The sequence below is a fragment of the Mesorhizobium sp. M0563 genome, from assembly GCF_040321065.1.
In the GTDB taxonomy this organism is placed as follows: domain Bacteria; phylum Pseudomonadota; class Alphaproteobacteria; order Rhizobiales; family Rhizobiaceae; genus Mesorhizobium.
In genome coordinates, this window is record NZ_JAMYQV010000024.1 from 31,141 (window position 1) to 56,641 (window position 25,501).

15 protein-coding genes and 3 pseudogenes are annotated in these 25,501 nt (G+C 60.6%); 14 read left to right on the forward strand and 4 right to left on the reverse strand.

Annotation, left to right across the window (positions count from 1 at the left end):
* Positions 1-131 precede the first annotated feature (131 nt).
* The 11 genes from NKI50_RS25390 (at position 132) to ubiM (ending at position 11,083) form a co-directional block, all read left to right on the forward strand.
* On the forward strand, positions 132-878 hold the full coding sequence (locus NKI50_RS25390) for a Crp/Fnr family transcriptional regulator (RefSeq protein ID WP_352717913.1): 747 nt from the start codon (positions 132-134) through the stop codon (positions 876-878).
* A gap of 256 nt (positions 879-1,134) precedes the next feature.
* The gene (locus NKI50_RS25395; protein ID WP_352610871.1) at positions 1,135-1,437 is read left to right on the forward strand and encodes a hypothetical protein; all 303 of its coding nucleotides are present in this window, start codon (positions 1,135-1,137) and stop codon (positions 1,435-1,437) included.
* Positions 1,438-1,483: 46 nt separating this feature from the next.
* The gene (ccoN, locus tag NKI50_RS25400) at positions 1,484-3,115 is read left to right on the forward strand and encodes a cytochrome-c oxidase, cbb3-type subunit I (RefSeq protein WP_352717915.1); all 1,632 of its coding nucleotides are present in this window, start codon (positions 1,484-1,486) and stop codon (positions 3,113-3,115) included.
* A complete protein-coding gene (ccoO, locus tag NKI50_RS25405; RefSeq protein ID WP_352717917.1) occupies positions 3,106-3,837 on the forward strand; it encodes a cytochrome-c oxidase, cbb3-type subunit II in 732 nt (243 codons plus the stop codon). The genes ccoN and ccoO overlap by 10 nt, the downstream gene beginning before the upstream one ends.
* Positions 3,838-3,848: 11 nt before the next feature.
* Positions 3,849-3,998, forward strand: coding sequence for a cbb3-type cytochrome c oxidase subunit 3 (locus NKI50_RS25410; RefSeq protein WP_352717919.1), 150 nt, complete (start codon positions 3,849-3,851; stop codon positions 3,996-3,998).
* 2 nt (positions 3,999-4,000) lie between these two features.
* Entirely contained in the window at positions 4,001-4,864 is an 864-nt protein-coding gene (ccoP, locus tag NKI50_RS25415) for a cytochrome-c oxidase, cbb3-type subunit III (RefSeq protein ID WP_352717921.1), read from the forward strand.
* Between the two features lie 128 nt (positions 4,865-4,992).
* Positions 4,993-6,552, forward strand: a complete 1,560-nt coding sequence (ccoG, locus tag NKI50_RS25420) for a cytochrome c oxidase accessory protein CcoG (protein ID WP_352717923.1) — start codon at positions 4,993-4,995, stop codon at positions 6,550-6,552.
* Positions 6,549-7,046 carry a FixH family protein gene (locus NKI50_RS25425; RefSeq protein WP_352642228.1) on the forward strand — a complete coding sequence of 166 codons (498 nt, stop codon included), beginning with the start codon at positions 6,549-6,551 and terminating at the stop codon, positions 7,044-7,046. Before ccoG ends, NKI50_RS25425 begins: the two co-directional genes overlap by 4 nt.
* On the forward strand, positions 7,043-9,331 hold the full coding sequence (locus NKI50_RS25430; protein ID WP_352717925.1) for a cation-translocating P-type ATPase: 2,289 nt from the start codon (positions 7,043-7,045) through the stop codon (positions 9,329-9,331). The genes NKI50_RS25425 and NKI50_RS25430 overlap by 4 nt, the downstream gene beginning before the upstream one ends.
* Entirely contained in the window at positions 9,328-9,480 is a 153-nt protein-coding gene (gene ccoS / locus NKI50_RS25435) for a cbb3-type cytochrome oxidase assembly protein CcoS (RefSeq protein WP_023679633.1), read from the forward strand. Before NKI50_RS25430 ends, ccoS begins: the two co-directional genes overlap by 4 nt.
* A 421-nt stretch (positions 9,481-9,901) precedes the next feature.
* Positions 9,902-11,083, forward strand: coding sequence for a 5-demethoxyubiquinol-8 5-hydroxylase UbiM (gene ubiM / locus NKI50_RS25440; protein ID WP_352717991.1), 1,182 nt, complete (start codon positions 9,902-9,904; stop codon positions 11,081-11,083).
* A gap of 341 nt (positions 11,084-11,424) precedes the next feature.
* Here the strand turns inward: ubiM and NKI50_RS25445 are convergent.
* The 4 genes and pseudogenes from NKI50_RS25445 to NKI50_RS25460 all read right to left on the reverse strand — a co-directional run.
* Positions 11,425-11,683: pseudogene (locus tag NKI50_RS25445) on the reverse strand (transposase); the annotation flags it as partial.
* Complete coding sequence (locus NKI50_RS25450) at positions 11,680-11,907, reverse strand: hypothetical protein (RefSeq protein WP_352717927.1); 228 nt, start codon at positions 11,905-11,907, stop codon at positions 11,680-11,682. The gene NKI50_RS25450 and the pseudogene NKI50_RS25445, both read right to left, overlap by 4 nt.
* 232 nt (positions 11,908-12,139) lie before the next feature.
* A pseudogene (locus NKI50_RS25455) lies at positions 12,140-13,187 on the reverse strand (IS5 family transposase); the annotation flags it as partial.
* A gap of 299 nt (positions 13,188-13,486) precedes the next feature.
* A pseudogene (locus NKI50_RS25460) lies at positions 13,487-14,649 on the reverse strand (IS110 family RNA-guided transposase).
* A gap of 341 nt (positions 14,650-14,990) precedes the next feature.
* Here NKI50_RS25460 and NKI50_RS25465 point away from each other — a divergent pair.
* The 3 genes from NKI50_RS25465 to NKI50_RS25475 all read left to right on the forward strand — a co-directional run bounded on the left by NKI50_RS25465 (position 14,991) and on the right by NKI50_RS25475 (position 25,379).
* A complete protein-coding gene (locus NKI50_RS25465; RefSeq protein ID WP_352717929.1) occupies positions 14,991-20,561 on the forward strand; it encodes a DUF3320 domain-containing protein in 5,571 nt (1,856 codons plus the stop codon).
* Positions 20,562-20,649: 88 nt separating this feature from the next.
* Positions 20,650-21,912: a metallophosphoesterase family protein gene (locus tag NKI50_RS25470; RefSeq protein WP_352717931.1), complete on the forward strand. Its 1,263-nt coding sequence runs from the start codon at positions 20,650-20,652 to the stop codon at positions 21,910-21,912.
* Positions 21,909-25,379, forward strand: coding sequence for an ATP-binding protein (locus NKI50_RS25475; RefSeq protein ID WP_352717933.1), 3,471 nt, complete (start codon positions 21,909-21,911; stop codon positions 25,377-25,379). The genes NKI50_RS25470 and NKI50_RS25475 overlap by 4 nt, the downstream gene beginning before the upstream one ends.
* Positions 25,380-25,501 lie beyond the last annotated feature (122 nt).

The window sequence follows — 25,501 nt, forward strand, 5'->3', positions numbered from 1 at the left end:
CGCCGGAACTGTGGATGCTTGGATGAGCCTAAGCCCTGATTTCGATCAACCTTCAGCACGGACAAACTGCCGCAAGGATTTTTCTACCGTCGATTGCTATCCTGCCCGCACTGGACCGGTAGAGCGATCGAATGACATTACGGCACGACATTCACAGTTCCGGCATTCCCGTTCTTTGCCTGTCTTGCGAGGCACGGCACCGCGGTGTCTGTGGTGCGCTCGAACCAGACCATTTGGCTCAGCTCGCCAAGACGTCGTCGCGGCACAATATCGAGCCGGGGGTCGAACTGATCGGCGACGCCGAGGCGGTCGACTGTTATTCAAACGTGCTTTCAGGCGTGGTGAAGCTCACGAAGAGCCTTTCGGACGGCCGCCAGCAGATCGTCGGTCTCCAGTTCGCGCCGGATTTTCTGGGACGGCCCTTCAAGATGAAAAGCGCGATCAATGCGGAAGCGGCAACAGCTGTCTCGCTATGCTCGTTTCCGAGAGCGGCCATCGAACGGATGATGAAAGAATCACCGGAATTTGTGCATCGCCTGCTCAAGCAGGCGCTGAACGAACTCGACGAGGCACGCGAATGGATGGTGACTCTGGGGCGCAAGACCGCACCGGAGAAGGTGGCGAGCTTTCTCCTCATGATCGCCCGGAACATCGGTTCCAGTGTTGACCCGGCAGCTAGGTCGGCGTGCTTCGAGCTGCCGATGACGCGTGCCGACATCTCTGATTTCCTTGGAATTACAAACGAGACCGTGAGCCGTCAGCTGACCAGCCTGAGAATGGACGGCGTGATTCGGATCGAGAACAACCGCCGTGTCACCGTGGACAGCATGAGCCGGCTGGAACGGCGCTGCGGCGGCCGAGGCGCAACCGCCGTTTGAATGACACCGAAGCTGCATGGCCTACGTCACTTACTTCGTTCGGGGCAGGGCATGCTCGCGTTGGGCTTAGAAGAAGTCGCATAGCGACAGCCCGCTCTCCATCCGATCGCATGAGCCAGGTGCGTTTCGGCCAACTCGTCGGAGAAGCATCCATCCTCGACGTGCTCGACGTGCAACCGGCTGTTCCAGGCAGGATCGCACTCGGCCGAAGTCAATACGCCTCATACGTAGGGGAAAATCGCCGTCTCCCCGAACCATGAATGTCACGAAGGCAGCGCAACGCTGGCGCTGGCTGTCCCAAGGCATTGAAACGATCGACGTTCGGCAAGGCATCGGCCTACTTTCCAGCGTCACAGAAGGCGCGCTCCCCCACACGCCCGCGATCGCCTCCATACCCGACCCGACCGGGGACGCCGGGCCTGTCCATAAGCGTGGCGGCCGATGCTGCGCTTCCACATTCGATCGCCGCAGTCTGATCGCACCGAACTCGATGCTGCTCGAAGCAAAATCGTGCGGCTCTGACATGGATCAGGGCGAGCAGGCCACGGCTGCGCAATAAGGCACTGCGGTTTGGCGCCCGCCGGAATTGGAAATCGGGGCTTGCGATGAAATTCGGCACAGAGATCGTCCTTCTAAGCCTGTTTGCGTTTGCGGCCCTGGTGGCTGCCGGCTTCGGCGTAGATGAACCTTTTCGGCGGCATATGTGGGTTTTGTTCTTCGCCGTGGCTGGCTTCACTGCGATTCTGTTGCGCAACACGGAGTTCAAGCCGGCAGTTCCGATCGACCCCGCCGCTTACATGGATGGGCCGATCCGCTACGGTGCCATCGCCACCGTATTCTGGGGCGTCGTCGGCATGCTGGTCGGCGTGGTCATCGCCCTGCAGCTCGCCTACCCGGATCTCAACATCCAGCCCTGGTTCAATTTCGGCCGACTGCGGCCGCTGCACACATCCGGTGTTGTGTTTGCTTTCGGCGGCAACGCGCTGATCTGCACGTCTCTCTATGTGGTGCAGCGCACCTGCCGCGCGCGTCTGTTCGGCGGCGATCTCGCCTGGTTCGTGTTCTGGGGCTATCAGTTGTTCATCGTCATGGCGGCAACCGGCTACCTGCTCGGTATCACCGAGAGCCGCGAATACGCCGAGCCCGAATGGTATGTGGACCTGTGGCTGACCATTGTCTGGGTCGCCTATCTCATCCTGTTCCTCGGCACGATCCTGAAGCGCAAGGAACCGCACATCTATGTCGCCAACTGGTTCTACCTTGCCTTCATCGTGACCATCGCAATGCTGCATGTGATCAACAACCTGTCGATGCCGGTCTCCTTCCTGGGCTCCAAGAGCTATTCAGCCTTCTCCGGCGTACAGGACGCCCTGACGCAATGGTGGTACGGCCACAATGCCGTCGGCTTCTTCCTCACCGCCGGCTTCCTCGGCATGATGTATTATTTCGTGCCCAAGCAGGCCAACCGACCTGTCTATTCCTACCGCCTGTCGATCATCCACTTCTGGGCTTTGATCTCTCTCTACATCTGGGCCGGTCCGCACCACCTCCACTACACCGCCCTGCCGGACTGGGCCCAGACGCTCGGCATGGTGTTCTCGATCATGCTTTGGATGCCCTCGTGGGGCGGCATGATAAACGGCCTGATGACGCTCTCGGGCGCCTGGGACAAGCTGCGCACCGACCCGATCATCCGTATGATGGTGATGGCCGTCGCCTTCTACGGCATGTCGACCTTCGAAGGCCCGATGATGGCGATCAAGACCGTCAACTCGCTGTCGCACTATACCGACTGGACCATCGGCCACGTCCATTCCGGTGCACTCGGCTGGGTCGGCATGATCTCGTTCGGCGCGATCTACTACATGGTACCGAAGCTGTGGAACCGCGAGCGTCTCTATTCGCTGCGGCTGGTCACCTGGCACTTCTGGCTGGCGACGCTCGGCATCGTCGTCTACGCGGCCGTCATGTGGGTTTCAGGCATCATGCAGGGCCTGATGTGGCGCGAGTACGACGAGCAGGGCTTCCTGGTCTACTCCTTCGCCGAGACCGTCGCCGCCATGCACCCCTATTACATCATGCGTGCCATCGGCGGCGCGATGTATCTGTCGGGCGCCCTCATCATGGCCTGGAACATCGCCATGACCATCCTCGGCCACCAGCGCGAGGAAGAGCCGATGCCCGGCTCCATCCCCGCCCTCCAGCCTGTGCGATCAGGAGCCAGAAAATGGGCCTGATGGACAAACACAAGGTTATCGAGAAGAACGCCACACTTCTTCTCCTCGGGTCCCTGCTGGTCGTAACAGTCGGCGGCATCGTCGAGATCGCGCCGCTCTTCTATCTCGACAACACCATCGAGAAGGTCGAAGGCATGCGGCCCTACTCGCCGCTTGAGCTCGCCGGACGCAACATCTATGTGCGTGAGGGCTGCTACCTCTGCCATAGCCAGATGATTAGGCCGTTCCGCGATGAGGTCGAGCGCTACGGCCACTACAGCCTGGCGGCCGAGTCGATGTACGATCACCCGTTCCAATGGGGATCGAAGCGAACCGGACCGGATCTGGCCCGCGTCGGCGACCGTTACTCGAACACCTGGCATGTGCAGCATTTGTCCGACCCGCGCTCCGTGGTGCCGGAATCGATCATGCCGAGCTACGGCTTCCTCAAGGACACGCCGATCGAGGTGAAGGACTTCTCGACGCACCTCGTCGCGAACAGGCGGGTCGGCGTTCCCTATTCAGACGACATGATCGCTCATGCCAATGCCGATCTGATGGCGCAGGCCGACCCGAATGCCGATAGTTCGGGCCTCGAGGCTCGCTATCCGAAGGTCAAGACCGGCGATTTCGACGGCGATCCGCAGCAGGTCACCGAAATGGATGCCCTGGTCGCCTATCTCCAGATGCTCGGCACGCTGGTCGATTTCAAGAACTACGATGAGGCCGCCGGCTACCGCTGAGGAGAATGGCGATGACGTACAATTTCATGCGGGAGTTTGCCGACAGCTGGGGCCTGCTTGCCATGGCGCTTTTCTTCGTCGGATGCGTTGCCTTTGCACTTCGTCCCGGCAGCCGCAGGCAAGCCGACAAAGCCGCTCAAATTCCTCTCAAGGACGACTGATCATGAGCCGCGAGCATATCGACGAGGTTTCGGGCATCTCGACGACCGGCCATGAGTGGGACGGCATCAGGGAACTCAACAACCCGCTTCCGCGCTGGTGGGTCATCACCTTCTACATCACCATTGCCTGGGCGATCGGCTACACCGTCGCCTATCCGGCATGGCCGATGCTGACTTCCGCGACCAGCGGTGTGCTGGGATATTCGAGCCGCGGCGACGTCAAGAATGAACTGGCGGCCGCCGAAGTGGCCAAGGGCAAATATGTCGCTGCCATTCAGGCGAAGACCGTCTCCGAGATTACTGCCGACGACGCGTTGCGCGAATTCGCCGTTGCGGCTGGCGGAGCCACGTTCAAGGTCAATTGCGTGCAGTGCCATGGCTCGGGCGCTCAGGGGTCCAAGGGTTTTCCCAACCTGAACGACGACGATTGGCTGTGGGGTGGCAAGGCCGAACAGATCCAGCAGACGATTGCGCACGGCATCCGCTTCGCATCAGACCCGGACACGCGCCTGTCGGAAATGCCTGCTTTTGGCGACATCATCACGACGGATCAGATCAAGCAAGTCGCCGCCTATGTCGCAAGCCTCTCCGGTCCTGTTCAGGACACAAGCATGATCGAGCCCGGCGCCAATGTTTTCGCCGAGAATTGTGCCGCCTGTCATGGTGAGAATGCAAAGGGCAACAAGGACTTCGGCGCACCCGACTTGACTGACGCGATCTGGCTCTATGGACCGGGCGAGACGGCTATCGCCGCGCAGGTCCGCGCGCCGAAGCACGGCACCATGCCGGCATGGATGGGGCGTCTCGGCGAGATCAAGATCAAGGAACTCACGGTCTATGTCCATTCGCTTGGCGGCGGAGAATAGGAACGGAAGCCTATTCTCGTCCTCCCCACCGCCAAGCGACGAGGCCCGGCGCGAGCCGGGCCTCGACATCATCCAGAACCGATGGGTCGGGCTTCGGGCGAAATCGTCGCTGGTGACTGGAGCTTATCGTGCTTGATAACACGCAAATAGAACGGCTCGAAGCCGAGGCGGTCAACTCCGCCAAGACCCGGCAGCCCCTCTATGCCCCGCGCAGGAAGATCTTCCCGAAACAGGCCTCAGGCAGCTTTCGCCGTTTCAAATGGCTGGTGATGGCGATCACCCTCGGTATCTACTACCTGACACCATGGCTGCGGTGGGACCGCGGCGCGTTTGCGCCCGACCAGGCAGTGCTGCTCGACCTCGTTAACCGCCGATTCTACTTCTTCTTCATCGAGATCTGGCCACAGGAATTCTATTATGTGGCCGGCCTGCTGGTCATGGCCGGTATCGGCCTTTTCCAGATCACATCCACCGTCGGCCGGGCCTGGTGCGGCTATACGTGCCCGCAGACCGTGTGGGTCGATCTGTTTCTGGTCGTCGAGCGAGCCATCGAGGGCGACCGCAACGCGCGCATGAAGCTTGACGCCGGGCCGTGGACTGCCCGCAAGCTGGTGCTGCGGGTATCGAAACACGCCATCTGGCTAGTCATAGGTGCGGCGACCGGCGGCGCCTGGATCTTCTATTTCGCCGATGCGCCGACCCTGCTCGGCGAACTCTTCACCGGCACGGCAGCGCCTGTCGCCTATATCACCGTCGCCGTGCTGACAGCGACGACTTATACGTTCGGCGGGCTGATGCGCGAGCAGGTCTGCACATACATGTGCCCTTGGCCGCGCATCCAGGCAGCCATGCTCGATGAAAGTTCGCTCACCGTCACCTACAATGACTGGCGCGGCGAACCGCGCTCACGTCACGCCAAGAAGGCGCAAGCCGCGGGGAAGGCTATCGGCGATTGCGTCGACTGCAATGCCTGCGTCGCCGTCTGTCCGATGGGGATCGACATTCGCGACGGCCAACAGCTTGAATGCATCACCTGCGCGCTTTGCATCGACGCCTGCGACGGCGTTATGGACAAGCTTGGCAAAGAGCGCGGGTTGATCTCCTATGCGACCCTCTCCGACTACAACGCCAACATGATGCTAGCGACCGCGGGCGGTTCCAGTGCAGTCAATCCGTCGCTGGTCAGAACCGCTGACGGCCTGTTTTCAGACAGTGTGGCTCATTTCCACATCCGCAAGATCTTTCGTCCCCGCACCTACGTGTACATGGCTATGTGGGGGCTGATCGGCCTGGGCCTGCTCTATTCGCTGATGACGCGCGACCGGCTCGAGATCAATGTCTTGCACGACCGCAATCCGCAATTCGTGACGCTGTCCGACGGCTCTATCCGCAATGGCTACACCGTCAAGCTGCTGAACATGATCCCCGAACCAAGAACGATCATCGTCACCATAGGGGGCTTGCCAGGCGCAGAGATGAGCATCGTCGGTGTCGATCTCCCCGCCGATCGTTCTTTCGCGATCCAGGTCGAACCCGACCGGCTTAAGATGTTGAAGGTTTTCGTGCGCCTGCCTGCTGATGCGATCCATGGCGAAGCGCAGACCTTCACACTCCAGGTCGAGGACAAAGCGAGTTTCGAGTCGAACGAATACACGGCCACTTTCAACACACCGGAGATCGCCAGATGAGCGACACCTCGCGACAATCCCGCGAATTCACCGGCAGGCATATGCTGTTCACCATCCTTGGCTTCTTCGGCGTGGTCATAGCGGTCAATCTCACGATGGCGACGCTCGCCAACACGAGCTGGACCGGCCTTGTCGTCGAAAACACCTATGTGGCGAGCCAGCAATTCAACAAAAAGGCCGAGCAAGGGCGAGCTCAGGCAGCCCTCGGCTGGACTGGCAAACTGACCATCGCAGGCGGTGAGGTCCGCTACAGCCTCACCGATGCTGGCGGCAAGACGGTTGCCGTGCATGGCGTCAAGGTGCTGTTTCGTCATCCTGCCTACGAGGCCGAGGACAAATCCGTCACTCTTGCCGCTGCCTCCGGTCAGATATTCGCCGCGCACCACATCCCCAAGGATGGCGTCTGGATCGTCGAAATCGACGCCGATGCGAGCCTTGCGGAACCCTATCGCGACGTTCGCCGGATCGTGATTTCCCGCGGGGCGCTGCAATGAGCTGCTGCGCGCCAGGCGCCGAAATGGCATTGGACCTGGAAAAGGTCACACTGGTCCTGCCTTCTGCCCAGGAAATCAGACTGGCGAGCCGCTCGATTGGCGAAAATCTTCGCCAGACCGACCTCTCGGTGCCGGCTGTGCATTGTGCCGCCTGCATCCAGACGATCGAGACGGCGATCGGCAAGCTGGATTGCGTCGAAGGCGCTCGTGTCAATCTTTCGACGAAACGTGTTTCGGTCCGGTGGCGCGGCGACGAGGTTCCGCCATTCGTCGCCACACTTGGACGGCTGGGCTATGGCGCGCACCTGTTCGATCCCGAGGCTGATGGGAAGAACAAGACGCTCTCGGAACTGATCCGCGCCCCCGCGGTCGCCGGCTTTGCGGCGGGTAACATCATGCTGCTATCAGTCTCCGTCTGGTCCGGCGCGCAAGGCGCGACCCGCGACCTGTTCCATTGGGTCTCGGCCTTGATTGCCATTCCTGCGCTCGCTTTCGCCGGCGGCATCTATTTTCGCTCGGCCTGGAATGCGCTGCGCCACAGCCGCATGAACATGGACGTGCCGATCGCGGTCGGGGTATCGCTCGCTTACGCCATGAGCCTCTACGAGACGATCAACCATGGCGACCATGCTTATTTCGACGCGTCGGTGTCGCTGCTGTTCTTTCTGCTGATCGGCCGCACGCTGGATCACGTGATGCGGGAACGGGCGCGGACGGCCGTGAACGGACTGGCTCGGCTGGCGGCGCGCGGCGCCATGGTGCTGCGCGAGGATGGTTCGCGCGACTACTTGCCGGTTGGCGAGATCGAACCAGGAATGGAGCTCTTGATTGCGGCTGGCGAGAGGGTGCCCATCGACGGCAGGATCATTGGCGGGGCATCGGATCTCGACTGTTCCCTGGTTTCCGGGGAAAGCACGCCCAGAACGGTGGGCCCGGGGGCGCAGGTCCAGGCCGGTACACTCAATCTCACCGGTCCGCTGACCATCGAGGCGACGGCCGCCGCGAAGGATTCCTTCCTGGCCGAAATGGTTCGGCTGATGGAAGCGGCAGAGGGCGGCCGCGCCCGCCATCGCAGGATCGCCGATCGCGTCTCCGCGCTCTATGCCCCCGTGGTCCACCTCACCGCCTTTGTGACGTTCCTCGGCTGGATGGCGGCGACCGGCGACTGGCACCGGGCAATAACAATCGCCATCGCCGTTTTGATCATCACATGCCCGTGCGCGCTCGGTCTCGCCGTGCCGATCGTGCAGGTGGTCGCTGCGCGGCGGCTGTTTGAAAGCGGCGTCATGGTCAAGGACGGCTCCGCCATGGAGCGCCTGGCGGGGATCGACACGGCATTGTTCGACAAAACCGGCACGCTTACGCTCGGACTGCCAAGGCTGATCAATGCGCCGTCGATCGATCCGACGATGCTCGCCATGGCGGCCGAGATGGCAGCGCATTCCCGCCATCCCTTTTCGAAGGCAATCGCTGGCAATGCAGCCTTTGCCGGCCAGCCGAAACTCGCATCCGTCAGCGAGCATCCGGGCTTCGGCATCGAAGCCATCGCCGAGGGCAGTACCTGGCGGCTGGGTCGCCGCGGATGGGGTGAGTGGAAAGCCCGGACCGGCGGCGAAGGCAAACAAGGCTATGGCGGAACCGTTCTGACGAAGGACGGGGTCATTGTCGCGACTTTCGATTTCGAGGATGAGCTGCGTGCCGATGCCAAGGCGGCCATCGAGCAACTGAACGGCGCCGGCGTGTCGGTGGAGATGCTGTCGGGCGACACAGAAGCTGCCTGCGGCGAGGTGGCGGAAGCACTGGGCGTCGAGCGCTTCGTTCCCGCGTTGCTTCCCTCCGGGAAGGTCGAACAGATCGAAGCATTGACCCGAACTGGCCACAAGGTGCTGATGGTCGGCGATGGGCTCAACGACACGCCTGCATTGGGCGCCGCACACGTTTCGATCGCTCCGGCCACGGCGGCGGATATCGGGCGCAACGCCGCGGATTTCGTGTTCCTGCGTAAAAGTCTTCTGGCGGTCCCACTTGCTTTAGACATTTCGCGGAAGGCCGGACGGCTGATCCGGCAGAACATCGCCATCGCGATCGTTTACAATGGCATCGCCGTGCCGGTCGCCATTCTGGGGCACGTTACGCCACTGATCGCGGCGGTCGCGATGTCCGCCTCGTCCCTCCTGGTCATCGGCAATGCGCTACGTCTGCAAGGTTTCGTGTCAAATGCATCGGTGCAAGATGCCCGACATGACAGGCGCTCGGACATTGGCGCACTGGCACAATCCTCATGACGACGCTCGCCTACCTCATACCTGTGGCCCTGTTCCTCGGAGCGCTTGGGCTGGCGGGGTTCCTGTGGGCCTTGAGGAGCGGCCAATATGAAGATCTCGATGGCGCCGCCGAGCGGATCCTGATCGACCGCGACGAGCCACGCAGTTGACCCAGCCTGCCCTGCGAGGACTCGCTCGAATATTTTCCGCGGTTGCTTCGCGTCATGCCGATTTCGGCGCGCGACGGGTGCGAACGGATCAGCCAGAATACGTTGCCGAACTTTCGGCCAGGAAAGGGCCGCACCGAACGGGGCCGGCCATTCCATGATGACCTGACCAGACCATGGCGTGGCGATCGACCAGTCGACCGTGAACCCGCCGTTGCCGCGTTTATCGAGCCTGGTTGATCCACATCAGGGTTATCTCTTCATCGGCATGGTTTCATTAGCCATTTTTCAACGGAGAACGGATGTCTAACGGACGGTTAGGTCGCGTGGAGACGCTTGGGGAGATGAGCCGCAAACCGTGGATCGATTGCGATGCGTTCCAGTGCCCTTCGTCGCAGGTAGCCGACGCTATGGCGGCACGCTGATGGCCGGCTCTGTCGACAGATTCGACGTTATTGTCGTCGGAGCCGGGCCGGTCGGACTTTCCTTCGCCGCATCGCTTGCCCAGAGCCGACTCAAGGTGGCAGTGGTTGAACGGCAGTCGCACGAAAGCCTGGCGAATCCGGCTTTCGACGGTCGCGAGATCGCGCTGACCCACGCATCGGTTGGAATCCTTCGCGAGCTCGGCGCCTGGGATGCCATCCCCGCTTCGGACAAATCACCGCTACAAGGCGCGCGCGTGCTCAACGGATCGAGCCCTTTCGCCCTGAGCTTCGATTCTCCCAGCGGATCTGGGGAACCACTCGGAATTCTGGTCCCAAATTGTCGGATCCGCGACGCCCTGTTCAAGCTTGTCCACTTCCAGGATCATGCCCAGCTGCTGTGCGGCCGCTCGGTCGTCAATGCAACAACCAGCCACAAAGAAGCAGTCATAACGCTCTCTGATGGCAGGCAATTGGCCGCTCGGCTGCTCGTTGCAGCGGATTCGCGTTTATCCGCGACGCGCGACCTGCTCGGCGTTGGCGCCGACATCAATCGGCTTGGCAACTCCATGCTGATTTGCCGGGTGAGGCACGAGCGCGCCCATCTCCAGATCGCGGTCGAATGGTTCGATCACCATCAGACGATAGCGATGTTGCCACTCATGGAAGGCGTGTCGTCGCTGCTTCTCACTTTGCGCTCAAGCGAGGCCGACAGACTGCTTGCTGTCGACGACGATTTGTTCCTCATGGAATTGACGAGCCGGTGTCGAGGACGCTTCGGAGAGATGACCTTGGCAAGCACCCGCCATGCCTATCCGCTGGTCACGACCTGGGCGCACAAGTTCTGGGCTCCGAGTGCGGCACTGATCGGCGATGCTGCCCTCGGCATGCACCCGGTGACCGCGCATGGCTTCAACATCGGCCTCAGTGGCCAGAAGCAACTCGCCGATGGAATCCTGGCGGCATGTCGCGAGCGCCGCCACATTGCTGATCCCGACATGCTCGGCAGATACGAAAGCCGACTGCGTCTGTCGGCGGCACCGCTCTATCATGCTACGAATGTACTTGTCGCTCTCTACTCAGGCGAGCACCCGACGGCACGGCTTGCAAGACATGCGGGGCTGCGCTTTGCCCAATATCTTCCCTTCGTCCGCCACGGCATTTCGGCCATGCTCAGGCGGTGAATCGCAGATAGCGCTGCCGCTCTGGAACGCTGTCTGGGCGCGGCTTCCTTTTGTCTCTGACGTTGCCGATCCTGGCATGATTCGGATCAAGAAACGCGCGCGGACGAGACCTTGATGATCAGCCGGCAATCCTCAGAGCAGACCTGCGACCCGAAGCCATGGTGAGCGCACTGGCTACCCCCCCTGGATAGTTAACCCGTCCTTCAGCGGGCTTGGGGTAGGCTTGGTCCTCGCGAACAACGATGGGAAGCAAGCTGGTCCGTTCATGGCCCCCCTAAAGGAAGAAGAATCGCTGCAGGCCAAAATCCGTCAGGATCAGCTTGCTGACCTGAGGACCGGTCGCGAACCCGCGCTAGCAAGGCCGCGTCCGACCACGGCGCCTGTCCCACGAAATGCAGCAGAGACTGATGCTTGACCGACACCCGCGACGGCGCCGTGACGGCCGCCAACGGCTCCACGCTCTTGCGCTCTATCGGCATCAGAAGTCCGAGGCAATAATCGTTCAGCGGCTCAGCTCGGTCGGCGTGGCCGATCCCCCCCGATCAAAGCATCGACATAGGCGTCGACCGCGGCTTCACTCTCGGCTGTCCAGTCGGTCATGGCGGGGCGCTTCCCTGATCACCAAGCAGCACCCTAACAAATCCGCGACCAGCGCGAATCCCCCCGCAGCCCCGACTTTCTGACTCAGTAAGACTAGCAGCTGTTGAAGAAGTCTGACGTATTGCCTTGAGGATGGCCTCGTCGCCGTTGTGGTAGGCGAATGTGATCTCGATCGAGCCGTCGTCGAGCAATTCGGCATAGCCATCGCCTGTGACTTCATCCATCTCGTCACACCCGCCCCATGTGAAGTGAACTATCGAGGGGCTGTAGCTCAGATCGAGGCCGGCTTGCAGGGCACCAAAGGCGATCTCGCCGTTGTTGTCGGGTCCGACGGCGATGGTTGCGGGTCCACCGAGGTTCAGGTAACCGCGATCCCACAGGTCGGCTTCGATGATCCGCCAGCGGCCGATCAGTTGCCAGCCCGCGGGCGCGGTCATTTCGACGCCGCCAAGAGCTTGGCACCCGCACCAGATTGTAGGCGGCGGCCGCGAAGGTGAAGGCCCACCCAACGCGGTCGCGCGGCCGCGCAATTTGGTCTTCTCCTGCCCAGCGACGGTTTTGATCCAGCCGAACGCCTCTTCGATGCGCTTTCTGATGCGCTGGCTGACGGCATAGCCACCGTGGCGCGTGGTGCGGCGATCGATCGCCGAACGACGGCCGTTCGTGTTCTGCGCTACGTGGGGTGTCACCTTCATCGAGCGCAACTCATTGACGAAGTCCTCTGCGTCATAGGCCTTGTCGGCGCTGAGCGTGATCGCCCGCGGCCGGTCGGCACGAGGTTCGATCATGTGCAGGGCCGCCACCCGCTCGGCATGTCCGTCGGCCAGCGTCAGACAGGCTTCCACCAGCAGGCCGTGGCGGTTCTCCATCAACCCATGTCCCATGAAGCACAACCTGGCCTCCTTGCCCCGCCCTTTGCGGTAGAGCCTGGCGTCGGGGTCGGTAGTCGAGGTGTGCGTCTCGTTCGATCGCCTCTCGCCGTGGAAGTCCGCTTCCGCATTGCGTCCGCCGCCGTCTGCCGGCGGTTCGCCATGACGCCGCTTGGGCCGCCCTTTGGCTTGACGCTCTTCATCGAAGCCCAGGCCTCGATCAGCGTGCCGTCGATCGAGAAGTGATCCGTGGACAGGAGCTTCTTGACTTTGGGTTGCGCCAGCACGGCCGCCAGGAACTTCGCCGCGATATCGCCCTCCAGCAGCCGGTCACGGTTTTTGGAGAACACCGAATGGTCCCAGGCTGCGTCGTCGACGCCGATGCCGACGAACCAGCGGAACAGGAGGTCGTATTCCAACCGTTCCATCAAAAGCCGCTCCGAGCGGATCGAATAGAACGCCTGCAAAAGCATCGCCCGCAGCAGCTTCTCCGGCGGGATAGATGGCCGTCCGATCGGCGAATATAGCGCCGCGAACTCACGCTCCAGCGTCGACAGGGCTTCAGTCACGATCGTCCGGATCGTCCGCAATGGATGATTGCGCCGAACCCGGACTTCAAGGTCCACGTAGCTTATATGAGGAGTGTCAAGGCCTTTAGGGCTCCGCTTTTTTGGGTCCGTTGGTTTTACGGTATCCATGGTCTGAGCCCGATTGCATGACGCGGCTCGTTTCCCGAGCCAGATCCAACTTATATACGGTCGCTGTTCGAAACAGCGGCACCAACATCCCGCTTGCGGCGGACAGGGGCTCAGGAAGACGAGACCATTCTGAGACAACGGCGATTGAAGCCACGCTACGTGCCGGTTCGTCCACCTCGGATCCGCCAGGACTGATCAGATCCTGGAAGATGGCAGAATTCGATGGGTGTAGCGCATCAGGCGAACGTCATGATCGCTCCCTCGATGACAACGCCGGCGTTAATGTATTTCCACAGCGCCACGAGCAGCTTGCGGGCCAGCGCCACGATCATTGTCTTCTTCAGCCGGCCGTTGTTCTGCTTCACCCGCTCCTTGAACCATAAGGTGAGCGCTGACTGCGGTTGATGGCGCACCCATAGCCAGGCCATCTGGACCAGCGTCGTTCGCAGAGTCGGATTGCCAGATTTCGACACCCCCTGCTCGTGATCGATCGCCCCACTCTTCCAGGGCGTCGCCGCCAGGCCGGCATAGGCGGCAACCTGACGTCGGTTGTCAAAATGACGCGACAGCCCCTCCGACCAGGGACAATGGCGAACTCCGGCCCGATGCCTTTCAGGTTGAGCAGCATCGCCGGTGCTGGCGAGACGGCCTGCGCAGCAGCGAGCATGGCATCGCGTTCGGCCTCGACCGCCTTGATCTGCTCCAGTAGCAGTTCCAGTCGATCGAGTTCCCGGCCGATCTGCGCCTTCAAATGTGCGGGCAAGGGCCGGCCGTCGCCGGTCTGAAGCGCCGCCAGTTGCTTGCGCCGATCGCGGCGCAACGGCTCGTAGCCGGATACGCCCTGGCTGAACAGCAGGCCCTTGATGCGGTTGACGTGGCGCACGCGCTCGTTCGTCAATGCCTTGCGCTCACGCGAGATGCGGCGGCGGTCCTCTTCCTCGGGCATCGGTACCCGTAGCATCGCGCACACCCGCGGTTCACCCCGCTTATAGGCCAGCAATGCCCGAACCAGCGCCTCGCCGTCGATCTTGTCGGTCTTTGCCCGGCGCCGCCGGCGCGCGGTCGCAATCGACGCCGGATCGACGACGTGGCTTTCGATCCCCTCGGCCTGTAGCACGCGGTGGATCCAGAAGCCGTCGAGCCCGGCCTCCTGGATCACGATGATCGGAAAGTGCCGCCCGGTCCGCGCTTGCGCCTTCCTGTTGAGCTCGGCAAATCGCGCCAGCATGCCGGCGACATCGCCGGCCGCCACCGAATGTTTCGACATCTTCTCGCCGCCACCCGGCGACAGCGAGGTGATCAACCATTTCGAGCGACTCAATTCCAACGAGACGAAAATTGCGCCAAGATCGGTGCGGATAGCGGTCGGCGCTTTGGGTTGGTGAGCTGCTACGGGCATGCTTGCCTCCAGGGTAAGGTGTTGACTACGCGACCTGACCTTGCCACAGCGCAGGTCGTTATCCACCCTCCTCATAGGATCTGAAAAGTTCGCCAGTTCCATCGTCGCCGCCGCGCACTCGCCACCTCCGAATCCCTTCGGAGCCAGTGAATCATTGCTGCGATCCGGTGGCGAGGGCCTTTTTCAACAGCCCGCTAGCTCAAATCAAGTCACCAACGTATCTCATTTCACAATGCTCGGACCGCACGGTGCCAACAGTATTATCGAGATGCGGATAGCTTTTTTGTTGCGGCCACCGTTGGGCAGGATCTAAGTGTTCGGCTCTGGGAGTGGGGGCATAATTGTCAGAATCCGAAAAGTCAGTCTTCCAAAGCGATCTACCGCTAAAGGAGAAGCTCGAGCGCGCCAGGATGGAGTTGCTCGACCTCTCCGCACGTAATCGCCTTTTGAACGTGCCCCGGTTTTCAAAGAGTGCGAAAACGATCGACATCGTCGATGAGCGGTCATCCGAGGTCTATCGGTTGCTGGTGAATGAAGGGAAGGTCTTTACGTTCGTCGCAGGCAAGCCTGATAGACCAAAGGCTGGCCAAGAAGGCTCTGCTACGGAAGACGAGATCGACTACTCCCCGATTTCCCTTGCTCAGCCAGAGGACGATAAAGTGGACGACAGGGGAGTGTTTGCGCGACATACAGACACCAAACTGCAGACGCGGATGACCCCCACCGGCTTGCAACGCCGGCTTCTCGATCTCCATCACGATGCCAGGACGCTAGAGGAGGAGCAGGGCGTCAACATCCTCTTTCTGGCTCTCGGGATGCTGAAGTGGATTGACCCGAACAACAAGGAAAACATCCGTCAAGCACCGCTCATTTTGGTGCCGGTCCGGCTCGAGCGAGGAACGGCTGGAGAGAAGTTTCGGCTGCGCGCCAGGCCAGAGGATCAGAGCGCGAACCTCTCCCTTGAGCTCTATCTGGATCGGATGCACAAGCTCGCCATGCCGAGCTTCGATGCGGGAGACGACTTCGACGCCTCAAAGTATCTCGATGCCGTGGCCGAAGCGGTTTCAACCAAAGAGGGTTGGGAGGTGCTCCGGGATGATATGGTGCTGGGCTTCTTCTCGTTCGCGAAGTTCTTGATGTACCGGGATCTTGATCCTGAGATCTGGCCCGAGGCCTCCAAGATAATCGAGCAGCCGAAGATCCGCTCGCTCCTTTCCGACGGCTTTGAAGCGCGCGAGCCGCTGATGTCTGACGACATCGCGATTGATCCGCACATTGCGCCAGCGGAGATGTTGCACATCGTCGACAGCGACAGTTCCCAGACACTTGCGATCCATGATGTCAGAAAGGGTCGCGACCTTGTGATCCAGGGCCCCCCAGGCACTGGCAAATCGCAGACAATTGCGAATGTTATCGCGTCGGCCGTGGCCGACGGAAAGACCGTCCTTTTTGTGGCTGAAAAAATGGCCGCGCTGGAGGTCGTGAAGCGCCGCCTCGACAATGCCGGGGTAGGGGACGTGTGCCTGGAACTCCACAGCAACAAGGCGAACAAGCGCATGATGCTGGAGGAACTGCGTCGTACCTGGCAGCTCGGATCGCCTCGAGGACAATTCCCATCTGCGCTGACCGATCAGTTGTCGCAGGCGCGCGACAGGCTCAATGCGCATGCCGACCGGATGCATGTTCCGTTCGGCGCATCCGCCCTGACGCCCTACCAGGTTTTCGGCCAGCTAACCCGGCTCAGGCAGAACGGGCAAAAACCCGTAGATATCGAGCTCGAGGGTGCCATCCATTGGACGAGTGAAGGCGTTTCGTCACGCCGGAAGCTTCTCGACGAGGTCTCTCAACGGATCAACGAAATCGGGCTACCCATCCACCATCCCTGGAGAGGGGTAGGCCTGGACGTCGTACTGCCGACCACGGTCGAGCGGCTCGTCCCGCGCATCGGGTCATTGCTCGATCAAGCGAAGGCTGTGCAGGCAAAACTGATCGACATTGCCGCGCGGACCGAGGCCGGGCCTTCGCGAATTCTCAGCGACAGCGGCGACATAGAAGATCGCGCAGAACTGCTTGCGTCCGCACCAGAGCTTCCCGCCGATGCGTTGGTCTCGCCGGTGTGGGACGACCATCCTAAGGAGATCTCATCGCTTCTTTGGACAGGATCGGATTTCGCCCGCAAATTCGAAGACGTTTCGCAGCATTTGGTGGCGACGGCGATCGACACCCCAATTGAAGGTCTGGAGGCAGAGCTTGCAAAGCTGCCATCGGAATTCCCGAAAGACGGTTTTGTCCGTGCGCACCAGCTGACCGTTCTGCTCCCGCGCTTGCGGGATGAAGCGGAGCGGCTGAACCAGGAGCTGGGATCAACGGTTGTACCGGACACGTTGGCAGGGCTGGTTAGATTGATCGTGACGGGAGAGAGAGTTGCGGCCGCCCCTGACGCGAGCCCTGAAGCGTTTGCCGCGACCGTTTGGGACACAGGACTTGAACAAGCGGCGGACCTTGCCGAGAGCGTCGCGACGCTTGAGGCAGTCCAAGCAGAGCTGAAGGGCAAAGTTGTCGATGCTGCCTGGAACACGGAGGTTGCACCGACAAGGCAAGCCCTCGCTAGTCACACGGGTCTGTTGAAGGCATTGAGCGGCGACTACCGTCGCGCCAAAGCCCTTCTGCGGTCCCTTCTAGTCGATCCTAACGCGCCGTCGACTGAGACAGTGCGTCTCCTAGACGTGTTGATGAAGGGGCAAGCGGCGGCCACGAAGGTTCGTGACGGTGACGCCTTTGGTCGTTCCGCCTTCGGAGCAGATTGGCGCCGGGAGAAATCCTCGTCGGCACCGCTCTTGGCTCTAGTGGAATGGATGCGCACGCTAAGGGGACTTGGCTCGGAACCGCGACTTATTGCTGGTCGGATGGCCGAGCGCTCTGAAGCGGGCGCGCGGGCGCTCCGGGTTCGCAAGGTGATCGATATCGGCCGGCCGATGATCGAGGGTTTCTGGAATGATCTCGGCCACCTCGCGCCGTCCATGCTGGGTGACGTGGCCTCCGCCGAAAGGGCTTCACTGCAGCTGATGGAAGTGAAGGCGCGATCCGTGGCTCAAGCGGACGAAGCGTCTCGAGAGGTTCTGGCCAGCCTTCCTGATCAGCTATCCGGTCGGGTGGAGCTCGTCCGACGACTGGGCGCCCTACAGACGCTTGCTCAAGAGATCGATGCTGCTCACGGCATTGGCATGTCCGCATTTGGCTCGTCTTGGCTCGGGCGAGGATCCGACTGGGCCGCGCTTACGCAGGCCGAGCTCTGGTTGAAAAACAATACCGCACTCCGACATCTGGTCGCGCGTCTGCCTGACAGGGTCGAGATCGCACAATCAGCTCGTGCAACGCGAGAAACGACCCAGGCCGCGGCACTGCGGTTGAAGGCGCTTGCGGAGGATTTGAAAGCTGATGCTTCGTCTTTGTTCGGAGTAGGCGATTTCTCTGAGGTCGTGATTGCTGAGTTGATTGCCCGATTGGAGAGCTGGGTCGAGCATCAGGAACAGCTCTCGAAATGGGTTGCCTACGAAGAACGATCTGAGACTGCCCGAAAGGCGGGACTAGGACAGTTGATCGGCGGCCTGGCCAATGGCCAGGTTCCAACCGCATCGGCGCGATCGGTCTTCGACATGGCCTATTACGAGAAAATGCTGACGGCGATGGCGAACAAGGAGCCGGACCTCGGGAGGTTTGACGGCGAGCTACATTCGAGAGCTGTTCGCGACTTTGCGGATTTGGACCGGCAGAGGATCAAGGCTAGCGCCATCGAGGTCGTGACCGCGCATCATCGCAAGATCCCCTCAAGAGATGGCGGAGCTGGGCCTGTCGGTTTGCTTCGATCTGAGATGGCGCGCAGAAGAGGCCATATGCCTATCCGGCAGTTGATGCTGAGGGCAGGACCTGCTGTCCAGGCGTTAAAGCCGGTGTTCATGATGAGCCCACTTTCGGTGGCGCAGTTCTTGTCGCCCGGTCGAATGTCGTTCGACCTCCTGGTTATGGACGAAGCGTCTCAGATCCAGCCGGTGGACGCACTCGGCGCAATTGCCAGGGCGAACCAGGTAGTCGTCGTTGGCGATGAACGCCAGCTGCCACCGACGACATTCTTTGCGAAGATGACGGGCTCGCAATCTGAAGATGACGACGGCGAGGGTGCGCAAGTCGCTGACATCGAGAGCATTCTCGGGCTTTTCACAGCCCGTGGTTTGCCACAGCGCATGCTTCGCTGGCACTACCGCAGTCGACATCAATCGCTCATCGCCGTGTCGAATAGCCAGTTCTACGACAACCGGCTCTTCATCGTCCCAAGTCCGTATACCCAAGAGGCTGGTATGGGGCTGCGGTTCCATTACGTGCCGGACGGAGTGTTCGATTCAGGTGGGACAGGGACGAACCCGATCGAGGCGCGTGCCGTAGCAGAAGCGATCATTCGTCACGCGAAGTCCAATCCACAAGAGTCTCTTGGCGTTGCGACTTTTTCTGTCAGCCAACGCCGTGCGATCCAAGATGAGCTTGAAGCCCTGCGGCGGTTGAATCCGGACACCGAAGACTTCTTCCACGCCCATCCGAGTGAGCCGTTTTTCGTCAAGAACCTGGAGAACGTTCAAGGCGACGAGCGGGACGTGATCATGATCTCGGTGGGATACGCGAAGAATTCCCAGGGCTACATGGCCATGCGCTTCGGCCCACTCGGTTCGGAAGGCGGAGAACGTCGACTCAACGTTCTCATAAGCCGGGCTAAGCGTGCCTGTGAGGTGTACGCGTCGATAACAGATGAGGACATCGACCTCGAGCGCGGAAAGGGTAAGGGGGTCTTTGCCTTCAAGCTCTTTTTGCACTACGCGAGGACTGGACGCATCTCGCTTGCTCAGACGACGACCAGAGAGATGGATTCAATCTTTGAAGAACAGGTAGCCAACGCCTTGATTGAACGAGGCTATCAGGTCCATGCACAGGTGGGTATCGCGGGCTTCTTCATCGATCTGGCAGTTGCTGATCCGGAGCGGCCAGGGCGCTACCTGCTGGGCATCGAATGCGACGGTGCCGAGTATCACTCCTCCCGCTCCGCAAGAGATCGGGATCGGCTTCGCCAGGCTGTGCTCGAAGACCACGGCTGGATAATTCACCGCATCTGGAGTGCCGATTGGTTCCAGCGTCCGCGTGAACAGCTCGAGCGGACGGTGGCGGCGATCGAGGCTGCAACGAGAGAACTTGCTGAACGGGCGGAGTTGGGAAACCAGAGAAGCCGTGGGGCGGCCGTACAAGTCGTAACGGTCGACCGGGGTAACGTCACCGAAATCGCCTTGGAGACTACGAATGGAGCCGCGACACCAGATCGAGCCTACGCAGAAGCAAGTGTACAGAGACCGCCCGAGCGGTTTGAACTTCACGAGACGCCCACCGGTCTCCTGGCTGGGCTGGTCGAGCAAATCGTCGCCGCAGAGACGCCAGTCCATCTCGATGAGGTAGTATCGCGCATTCGGGATGCATGGGGCCTACAGCGGGCCGGCGGCAGGATTCAGGACGCGATTGAGCGTGGTCTTGTTATCGCCGAAGCGCGGGGAGTGGTGGCGCGTCGAGGCGACTTCTGCTTCAAACCGGGCGCGCCTATTCAGCTACGCGACCGCAGTGGTGTCATGTCCCCTGGATTGCGTAAGCCAGAAATGATCTCCTCGGAGGAAGTTGCCCAGGGTGCAATCGAGGTGGTGAGATCCAATCTCGGCGCGACGGAGGACGAAATCGCAACAAGCGTCTCGAGGATGCTGGGCTTCAAAGCCACGAGCGCGCAGCTGAGGCAATTGATTTCAGCGGCGGTCGCCGGTGCTGTTGCGAATGGATCGTTGCGGTACCAAGACGGCCTGCTGATAGACGGCGCAAACGGTCAGTAAGAAATCAGCGAGGACGCGAGGGTGGACCGCCACCCTCGCCAGATCGTGGCGAACCTGGGGACAAACTCTGCCCTTGGCTGGAGGCTGAATGGCGTTTCGATTTGTTCATACGGCAGACATTCATCTGGATTCACCGCTGCGTTCGCTAGCGTTGCGAAACCTCGAACTCGCAGAGCTCGTGGGAGACGCCAGCCGCCAAGCCTTCATTTCGATAGTGGATTTGTGCCTGGAGGAACGCGTGGATGCGCTGGTCATTGCGGGCGACCTCTACGATGGCGATCAGACTTCGATGAAGACTGCGCGGTTCATCGCGACACAGATCGGACGGCTGCACCAGGCTGGTATTAGGGTCTTCAAGATCCGCGGCAACCATGATGCCCTCTCACGCATCTCAAAACAGCTCGTGTTTCCGGACAGCGTGACTATTTTCGGCGGCCGCGCCCAATCGGTATTGCAGACTTCAGGTGGTCTGGATGTGATGTTCCATGGCCTGAGTTTTACGCATTCGAAGGCGCCAGAAAGTCTGTTGCCCAAGTACCCAACACCTCGTGAAGGCGCGGTCAATGTCGGTATCATGCATACCAGCATGGCCGGTTCGCTCGGTCACGACGTGTACGCGCCCTGCAGTGTGGCTGACTTGCACAATCATGGTTTCGACTACTGGGCGCTCGGACACATCCATGTTCGCCAGGTCTATCCAGGGGCACGCGCAACGGTCGTGATGCCGGGTATTCCGCAAGGCAGGGATATCAACGAGGCGGGCGAAAAATCGGCAACGCTTGTGACGATACGTGATCACGGTTCTGTTGAGATCGAGGAACGGCTGACCAGCGTCGCGCAGTTCGAACGCCTCAACATCGACCTTATCGGAACCGTTGAGTGGCCCGAAGTCGTCACGCGCATTCGAGACGCACTTGAACAGCTGCGATCCAATGTTCGATCGCGGCACGTTCTGGCACGAGTCGATTTGAGCGGAGCGACACCGTTGTCGTGGCAGCTCATTCGCGACAGGGACCTCCTCCTTGCCGAAGCTCAACAGGTGGCCGGGCAACTGGGTGACACGTGGATCGAAAAGCTCGATCTCAACGTCCTTTCACCTGGGACCGAAGCAGTTGAGGACACCGCTGATCCAATTTATGAGCTAGCCGCGTCGATGCGCAGTGACGCCACGTCCGAGGCGTTCCGCGCCGAGGCGAGGGCGTTCATTCAAAAGACAGTTGCCGAACTTCCGGCGGAAGGCCGCGACTTTGCTGGCAAGAGCGAAGCCGACCTCGACCTTTTCCTAGATACAGCGCTGGCCAGGGGCATTGACCAGGTCACCGCACGTCTCAAGGCTGGTGCCTCGTCATGAGACTGCGACGCCTTGACCTCGTTCGCTATGGGAACTTCACCGATCGTAGGATCGACTTTGGACCGAAGCCCACGTCCGGCCCTGATTTGCATATCGTGTTCGGCCTGAATGAGGCTGGCAAGTCGACCGCTCTTTCTGGCTTTCTCGACCTCTTGTTCGGGATCGAGGAGCGTAGCAAATACAACTTCATTCACGAGTATAGCGCCATGCGCCTTGGTGGAGTGCTCGAACTGGCAGGTCTGGAGCATTCATTTACCCGCACGAAACAGCGGAACAATTCGCTCCTTGATGCGACCGGCAAGCCGGTCAGTGAGATGGCAATCTCGGCACACCTCGCCGGCCTGTCTCGCGATGCCTACGCGACAATGTTTTCCTTGGATGACGAGACGCTGGAAGCCGGTGGAAAGGCGATCCTGGAATCGCGCGGTGATCTCGGCAAGCTGTTATTCACCGCCAGCGCAGGACTTGGCCATGCAAGCGATACGCTAAATGCCTTGGATGCAGAGGCCGACGCGCTACATCGCAAGCAGGCCCAAGGTACCGAGATCGCGCTGCTCAAGAGGCGGCTGGCCGACCTAAAAACTCGGAAGGATGATATCGACACACTTGCTTCGACCTACGAAGGACTGGAGGCTGAACGTCGCGACGCGGCACAACAATACGACGCCCTGATCAATGAACGAGCGGTGCTGGCGAACCGGCTGGAGGCGATTGCGCGGTTCGAGCGTGCACGGCCGATGGTGGCAGATATTCGGCGCAAGCTCGTCCAATTAGACGGATTGCCGAAAACCGCTTCACCTACGCGCACTTGGGCGGGCTCGATCGCGGAGCTGATTGGTGACGATGCGAGCTTGAGAACGCGTTTGGCGGGCAATGTCGGCGAAGTTGAACGTCTGACGTCAAGCATTGCATTCCTCGACGTAGACGAGCTGATCTTGGGGGTCTCGGAGCGCATCAGAAGCTTGGCAGAGAGCAAGGTGCGCTATTCGTCGGCAGGCCTTGATTTGCCCACTCGCAAGTTCCAGCTGCAGATCCTCGACAACACCGTAGCGACTTGCCTTAGCGCGTTGGGACGCACTTCTGAACAGGATCCTGCGAAGCTACTTTTGCCAGCAGCGACGGTGGGCGTCTTGCGCACAATGACTGAGCAGCGATCCGGGATCGCCACGGCGGCAAGCGCTGCCCATGACGAAATTGCGGCTGCTATCGATGCGCTCCAATTGGCTCGACAGCGAGTTGGCGAAGAAAGAGCCGTGCCCGAATCCGTCAGAGCGAAGCTCAGTTCAGCATTGTCGAAGGCCCGCGCCAGCAACCAGTTCGCGGAAGTTGCGGCGGCCCGCGAGGAGGAAGATGCGGGTACAATACGATTCGAGGAGTTGCGGGCTCAGCTGCCGCCGTGGGCCGGCGATGCGAGCGCGCTCGCGAGCATCGCTGTTCCGAGCGCTGGGCAGATTGCTTCCTGGAAAATGGCCGCAACAGATTTAGCCAGAACCAGCTCGGTGATCGCCGAACGCCTTGAGGAATGTGAGAGCAATTCCACGAGGCAATCGGCACGACTCGAAGCATTTCGTGTGTCGATCGATGTGGCTGACGACGAAGCCGCTGCAGTGAGCCGACGAGCACGTGACGCAGCTTGGGAAACGCATAGGGCGGCGCTGACCAGCGAAACAGCTGATGACTTTGCTCTAGCGCTAGCCCGCGACGATGGCGTCGGCACGGGCCGTCTAGCGAACGCGTCGGATTTGGCAGAGATACGCGCAACGACCAGGGCGCTTGGCGAAACTTCGGCGGATTTGTCTCGTTTGCGTCAACAATACGCGCAGCTTGCCCTCGATCATGAAACCAAGATGGCTGAAGTCCGTCAGGCCGGCGGTGCGTTGCTAGAAGACGTGATCGAGCCATCACTAGAGCGCCTGGTACAGCGCTTGGACGATCGAATTGAGTTGCGTGCTGATGCACTCGGTGAATGGCGGCAGATCGAGCTCTCTCGGAAGAGGGCGGACCGGGCTGCCGAGGCGGGCGAGCAGATCCGACTGGAACTTATCAGGGCGTTGACGAGCGTCGGAATAGTACCGGCGCCGCATGACACGCTTGAAGCCGCTATGGCCCTCGCGGAATTGTTTCTAGAGCGGCAGCGCAAGTTAGACGCAGAATACGCTGAAGCACTAAGAACCGTGAATGGCAGGGAGGAGGATCTTACCGTCAGGCGTCGGGCTCTCGCCATGGCGGAGCGGCGCGAGGAGGAGTGGCTCGCCACGACAGGTGAGACGCTCAAGGGAACTTGGCTCGAGAGCGGCGTATCCGCTTCCGGCTTAAGCACAGTGCTCGAACAGTTGAGTAATCTGGCCAAAAGCGTGCAAGAGCGAGACGCCCTTCAGCTGCGCATCGACAAAATGGAAGCTGACAGGGCCGATTTCCTCAGTGAGGTCAGCTCTATCGCAGCAGATCTGGGAGAGGCTACGAAGGATGGAGAGCCGGAGCAGTTAGCGGTTCGCGTTGGCGACCGCTTGGATCGCGCTGAAAGGGCGCGTGACTCGAAGGCAGGCTTTTTGGCCGATCTCAAACGCTTGCAAGGCGAGCGCAATGTCCTCGACAATGAGACTTCGGTCCATGAGCGCCGCAAGAATGAGGTGCTGATCGCGTTCGGCGTCGAAACCTTAACCGATGTGGCGCACCGCGACGAGTTGCTGCGCGAGAGGGATCGTCTGCGCACCAGCGTGGCCGAGCTTGAGGATCGCGTGGCGGCTGAACTTTCATTGGAGAAGTTTGAGCAGGCCCGCTCGGTCCTTGACGAAATCGACTTCGACGGCCTGGCGATCGAGAAGGGACAAGGCGAGCAGAGGCTCCAGCAGCTAGACAGCTTCCTCCAACAACAGCTGATCCGACAAACGCGCGCTGCGGATAAGATTGACGAGATTGGAGGCGACGGCGCTGTCGCTCGGCTCGACGCCGAACGCCGAACCATTCTGCTGGAAATCGAGGACAGCGCGGTTCGCTATATTGAACTGAAGCTCGGCATCATGTCAGCCGGGAATGCTCTGCGCGCCTATCGCGAGCGCCACCGGTCAGGAATGATGGCGCGTGCATCGGACGCTTTCAAGCTGATGACGCAAGGCCAGCATTCTGGCCTCACGACGCAGCCCGTGAAGGGTGGCGAGGTCCTGATCGCGATGCAGCGCGACGGCCAATCCAAGGTCGCCGATGCGCTGTCAAAAGGCGCGCGGTTTCAGCTCTATCTGGCCCTGAGACTCGCTGGATATTACGAATTCGCGCAATTCCGACAGTCGGTCCCATTCGTCGCGGACGACATCATGGAGACGTTCGACCATATCCGGTCTGAAGAAGTGTTCAGGCTTTTCGGCGAAATGGCGGGCATGGGTCAGGTGATATATCTAACGCATCACAAGCATTTATGCGAAATCGCCAAGGCAGTTGTGCCAGGGACTACCATCCACCAACTCGAATAGGATGGCCGCCCAAACAGCGTCTTCCAATCTACAAGGAAATCGCTTGGCGTTGGCCGCGCTGCCGGCAATTGCGGCTTCTTACCCCTAGCCTTGCTTGCCAAGATCCCCCGGCAACTTTGCGC

Coding starts and splice junctions, on each gene's coding strand:
- ccoS (WP_023679633.1), top strand. CDS start 9,328: ATGACGACGCTCGCCTACCTCATACCTGTGGCCCTGTTCCTCGGAGCG.
- NKI50_RS25470 (WP_352717931.1), top strand. CDS start 20,650: ATGGCGTTTCGATTTGTTCATACGGCAGACATTCATCTGGATTCACCG.
- ccoO (WP_352717917.1), top strand. CDS start 3,106: ATGGGCCTGATGGACAAACACAAGGTTATCGAGAAGAACGCCACACTT.
- ubiM (WP_352717991.1), top strand. CDS start 9,902: ATGGCCGGCTCTGTCGACAGATTCGACGTTATTGTCGTCGGAGCCGGG.
- NKI50_RS25475 (WP_352717933.1), top strand. CDS start 21,909: ATGAGACTGCGACGCCTTGACCTCGTTCGCTATGGGAACTTCACCGAT.
- NKI50_RS25410 (WP_352717919.1), top strand. CDS start 3,849: ATGACGTACAATTTCATGCGGGAGTTTGCCGACAGCTGGGGCCTGCTT.
- NKI50_RS25390 (WP_352717913.1), top strand. CDS start 132: ATGACATTACGGCACGACATTCACAGTTCCGGCATTCCCGTTCTTTGC.
- NKI50_RS25430 (WP_352717925.1), top strand. CDS start 7,043: ATGAGCTGCTGCGCGCCAGGCGCCGAAATGGCATTGGACCTGGAAAAG.
- NKI50_RS25425 (WP_352642228.1), top strand. CDS start 6,549: ATGAGCGACACCTCGCGACAATCCCGCGAATTCACCGGCAGGCATATG.
- NKI50_RS25450 (WP_352717927.1), bottom strand. CDS start 11,907: ATGGATGAAGTCACAGGCGATGGCTATGCCGAATTGCTCGACGACGGC.
- NKI50_RS25395 (WP_352610871.1), top strand. CDS start 1,135: ATGAATGTCACGAAGGCAGCGCAACGCTGGCGCTGGCTGTCCCAAGGC.
- ccoP (WP_352717921.1), top strand. CDS start 4,001: ATGAGCCGCGAGCATATCGACGAGGTTTCGGGCATCTCGACGACCGGC.
- ccoN (WP_352717915.1), top strand. CDS start 1,484: ATGAAATTCGGCACAGAGATCGTCCTTCTAAGCCTGTTTGCGTTTGCG.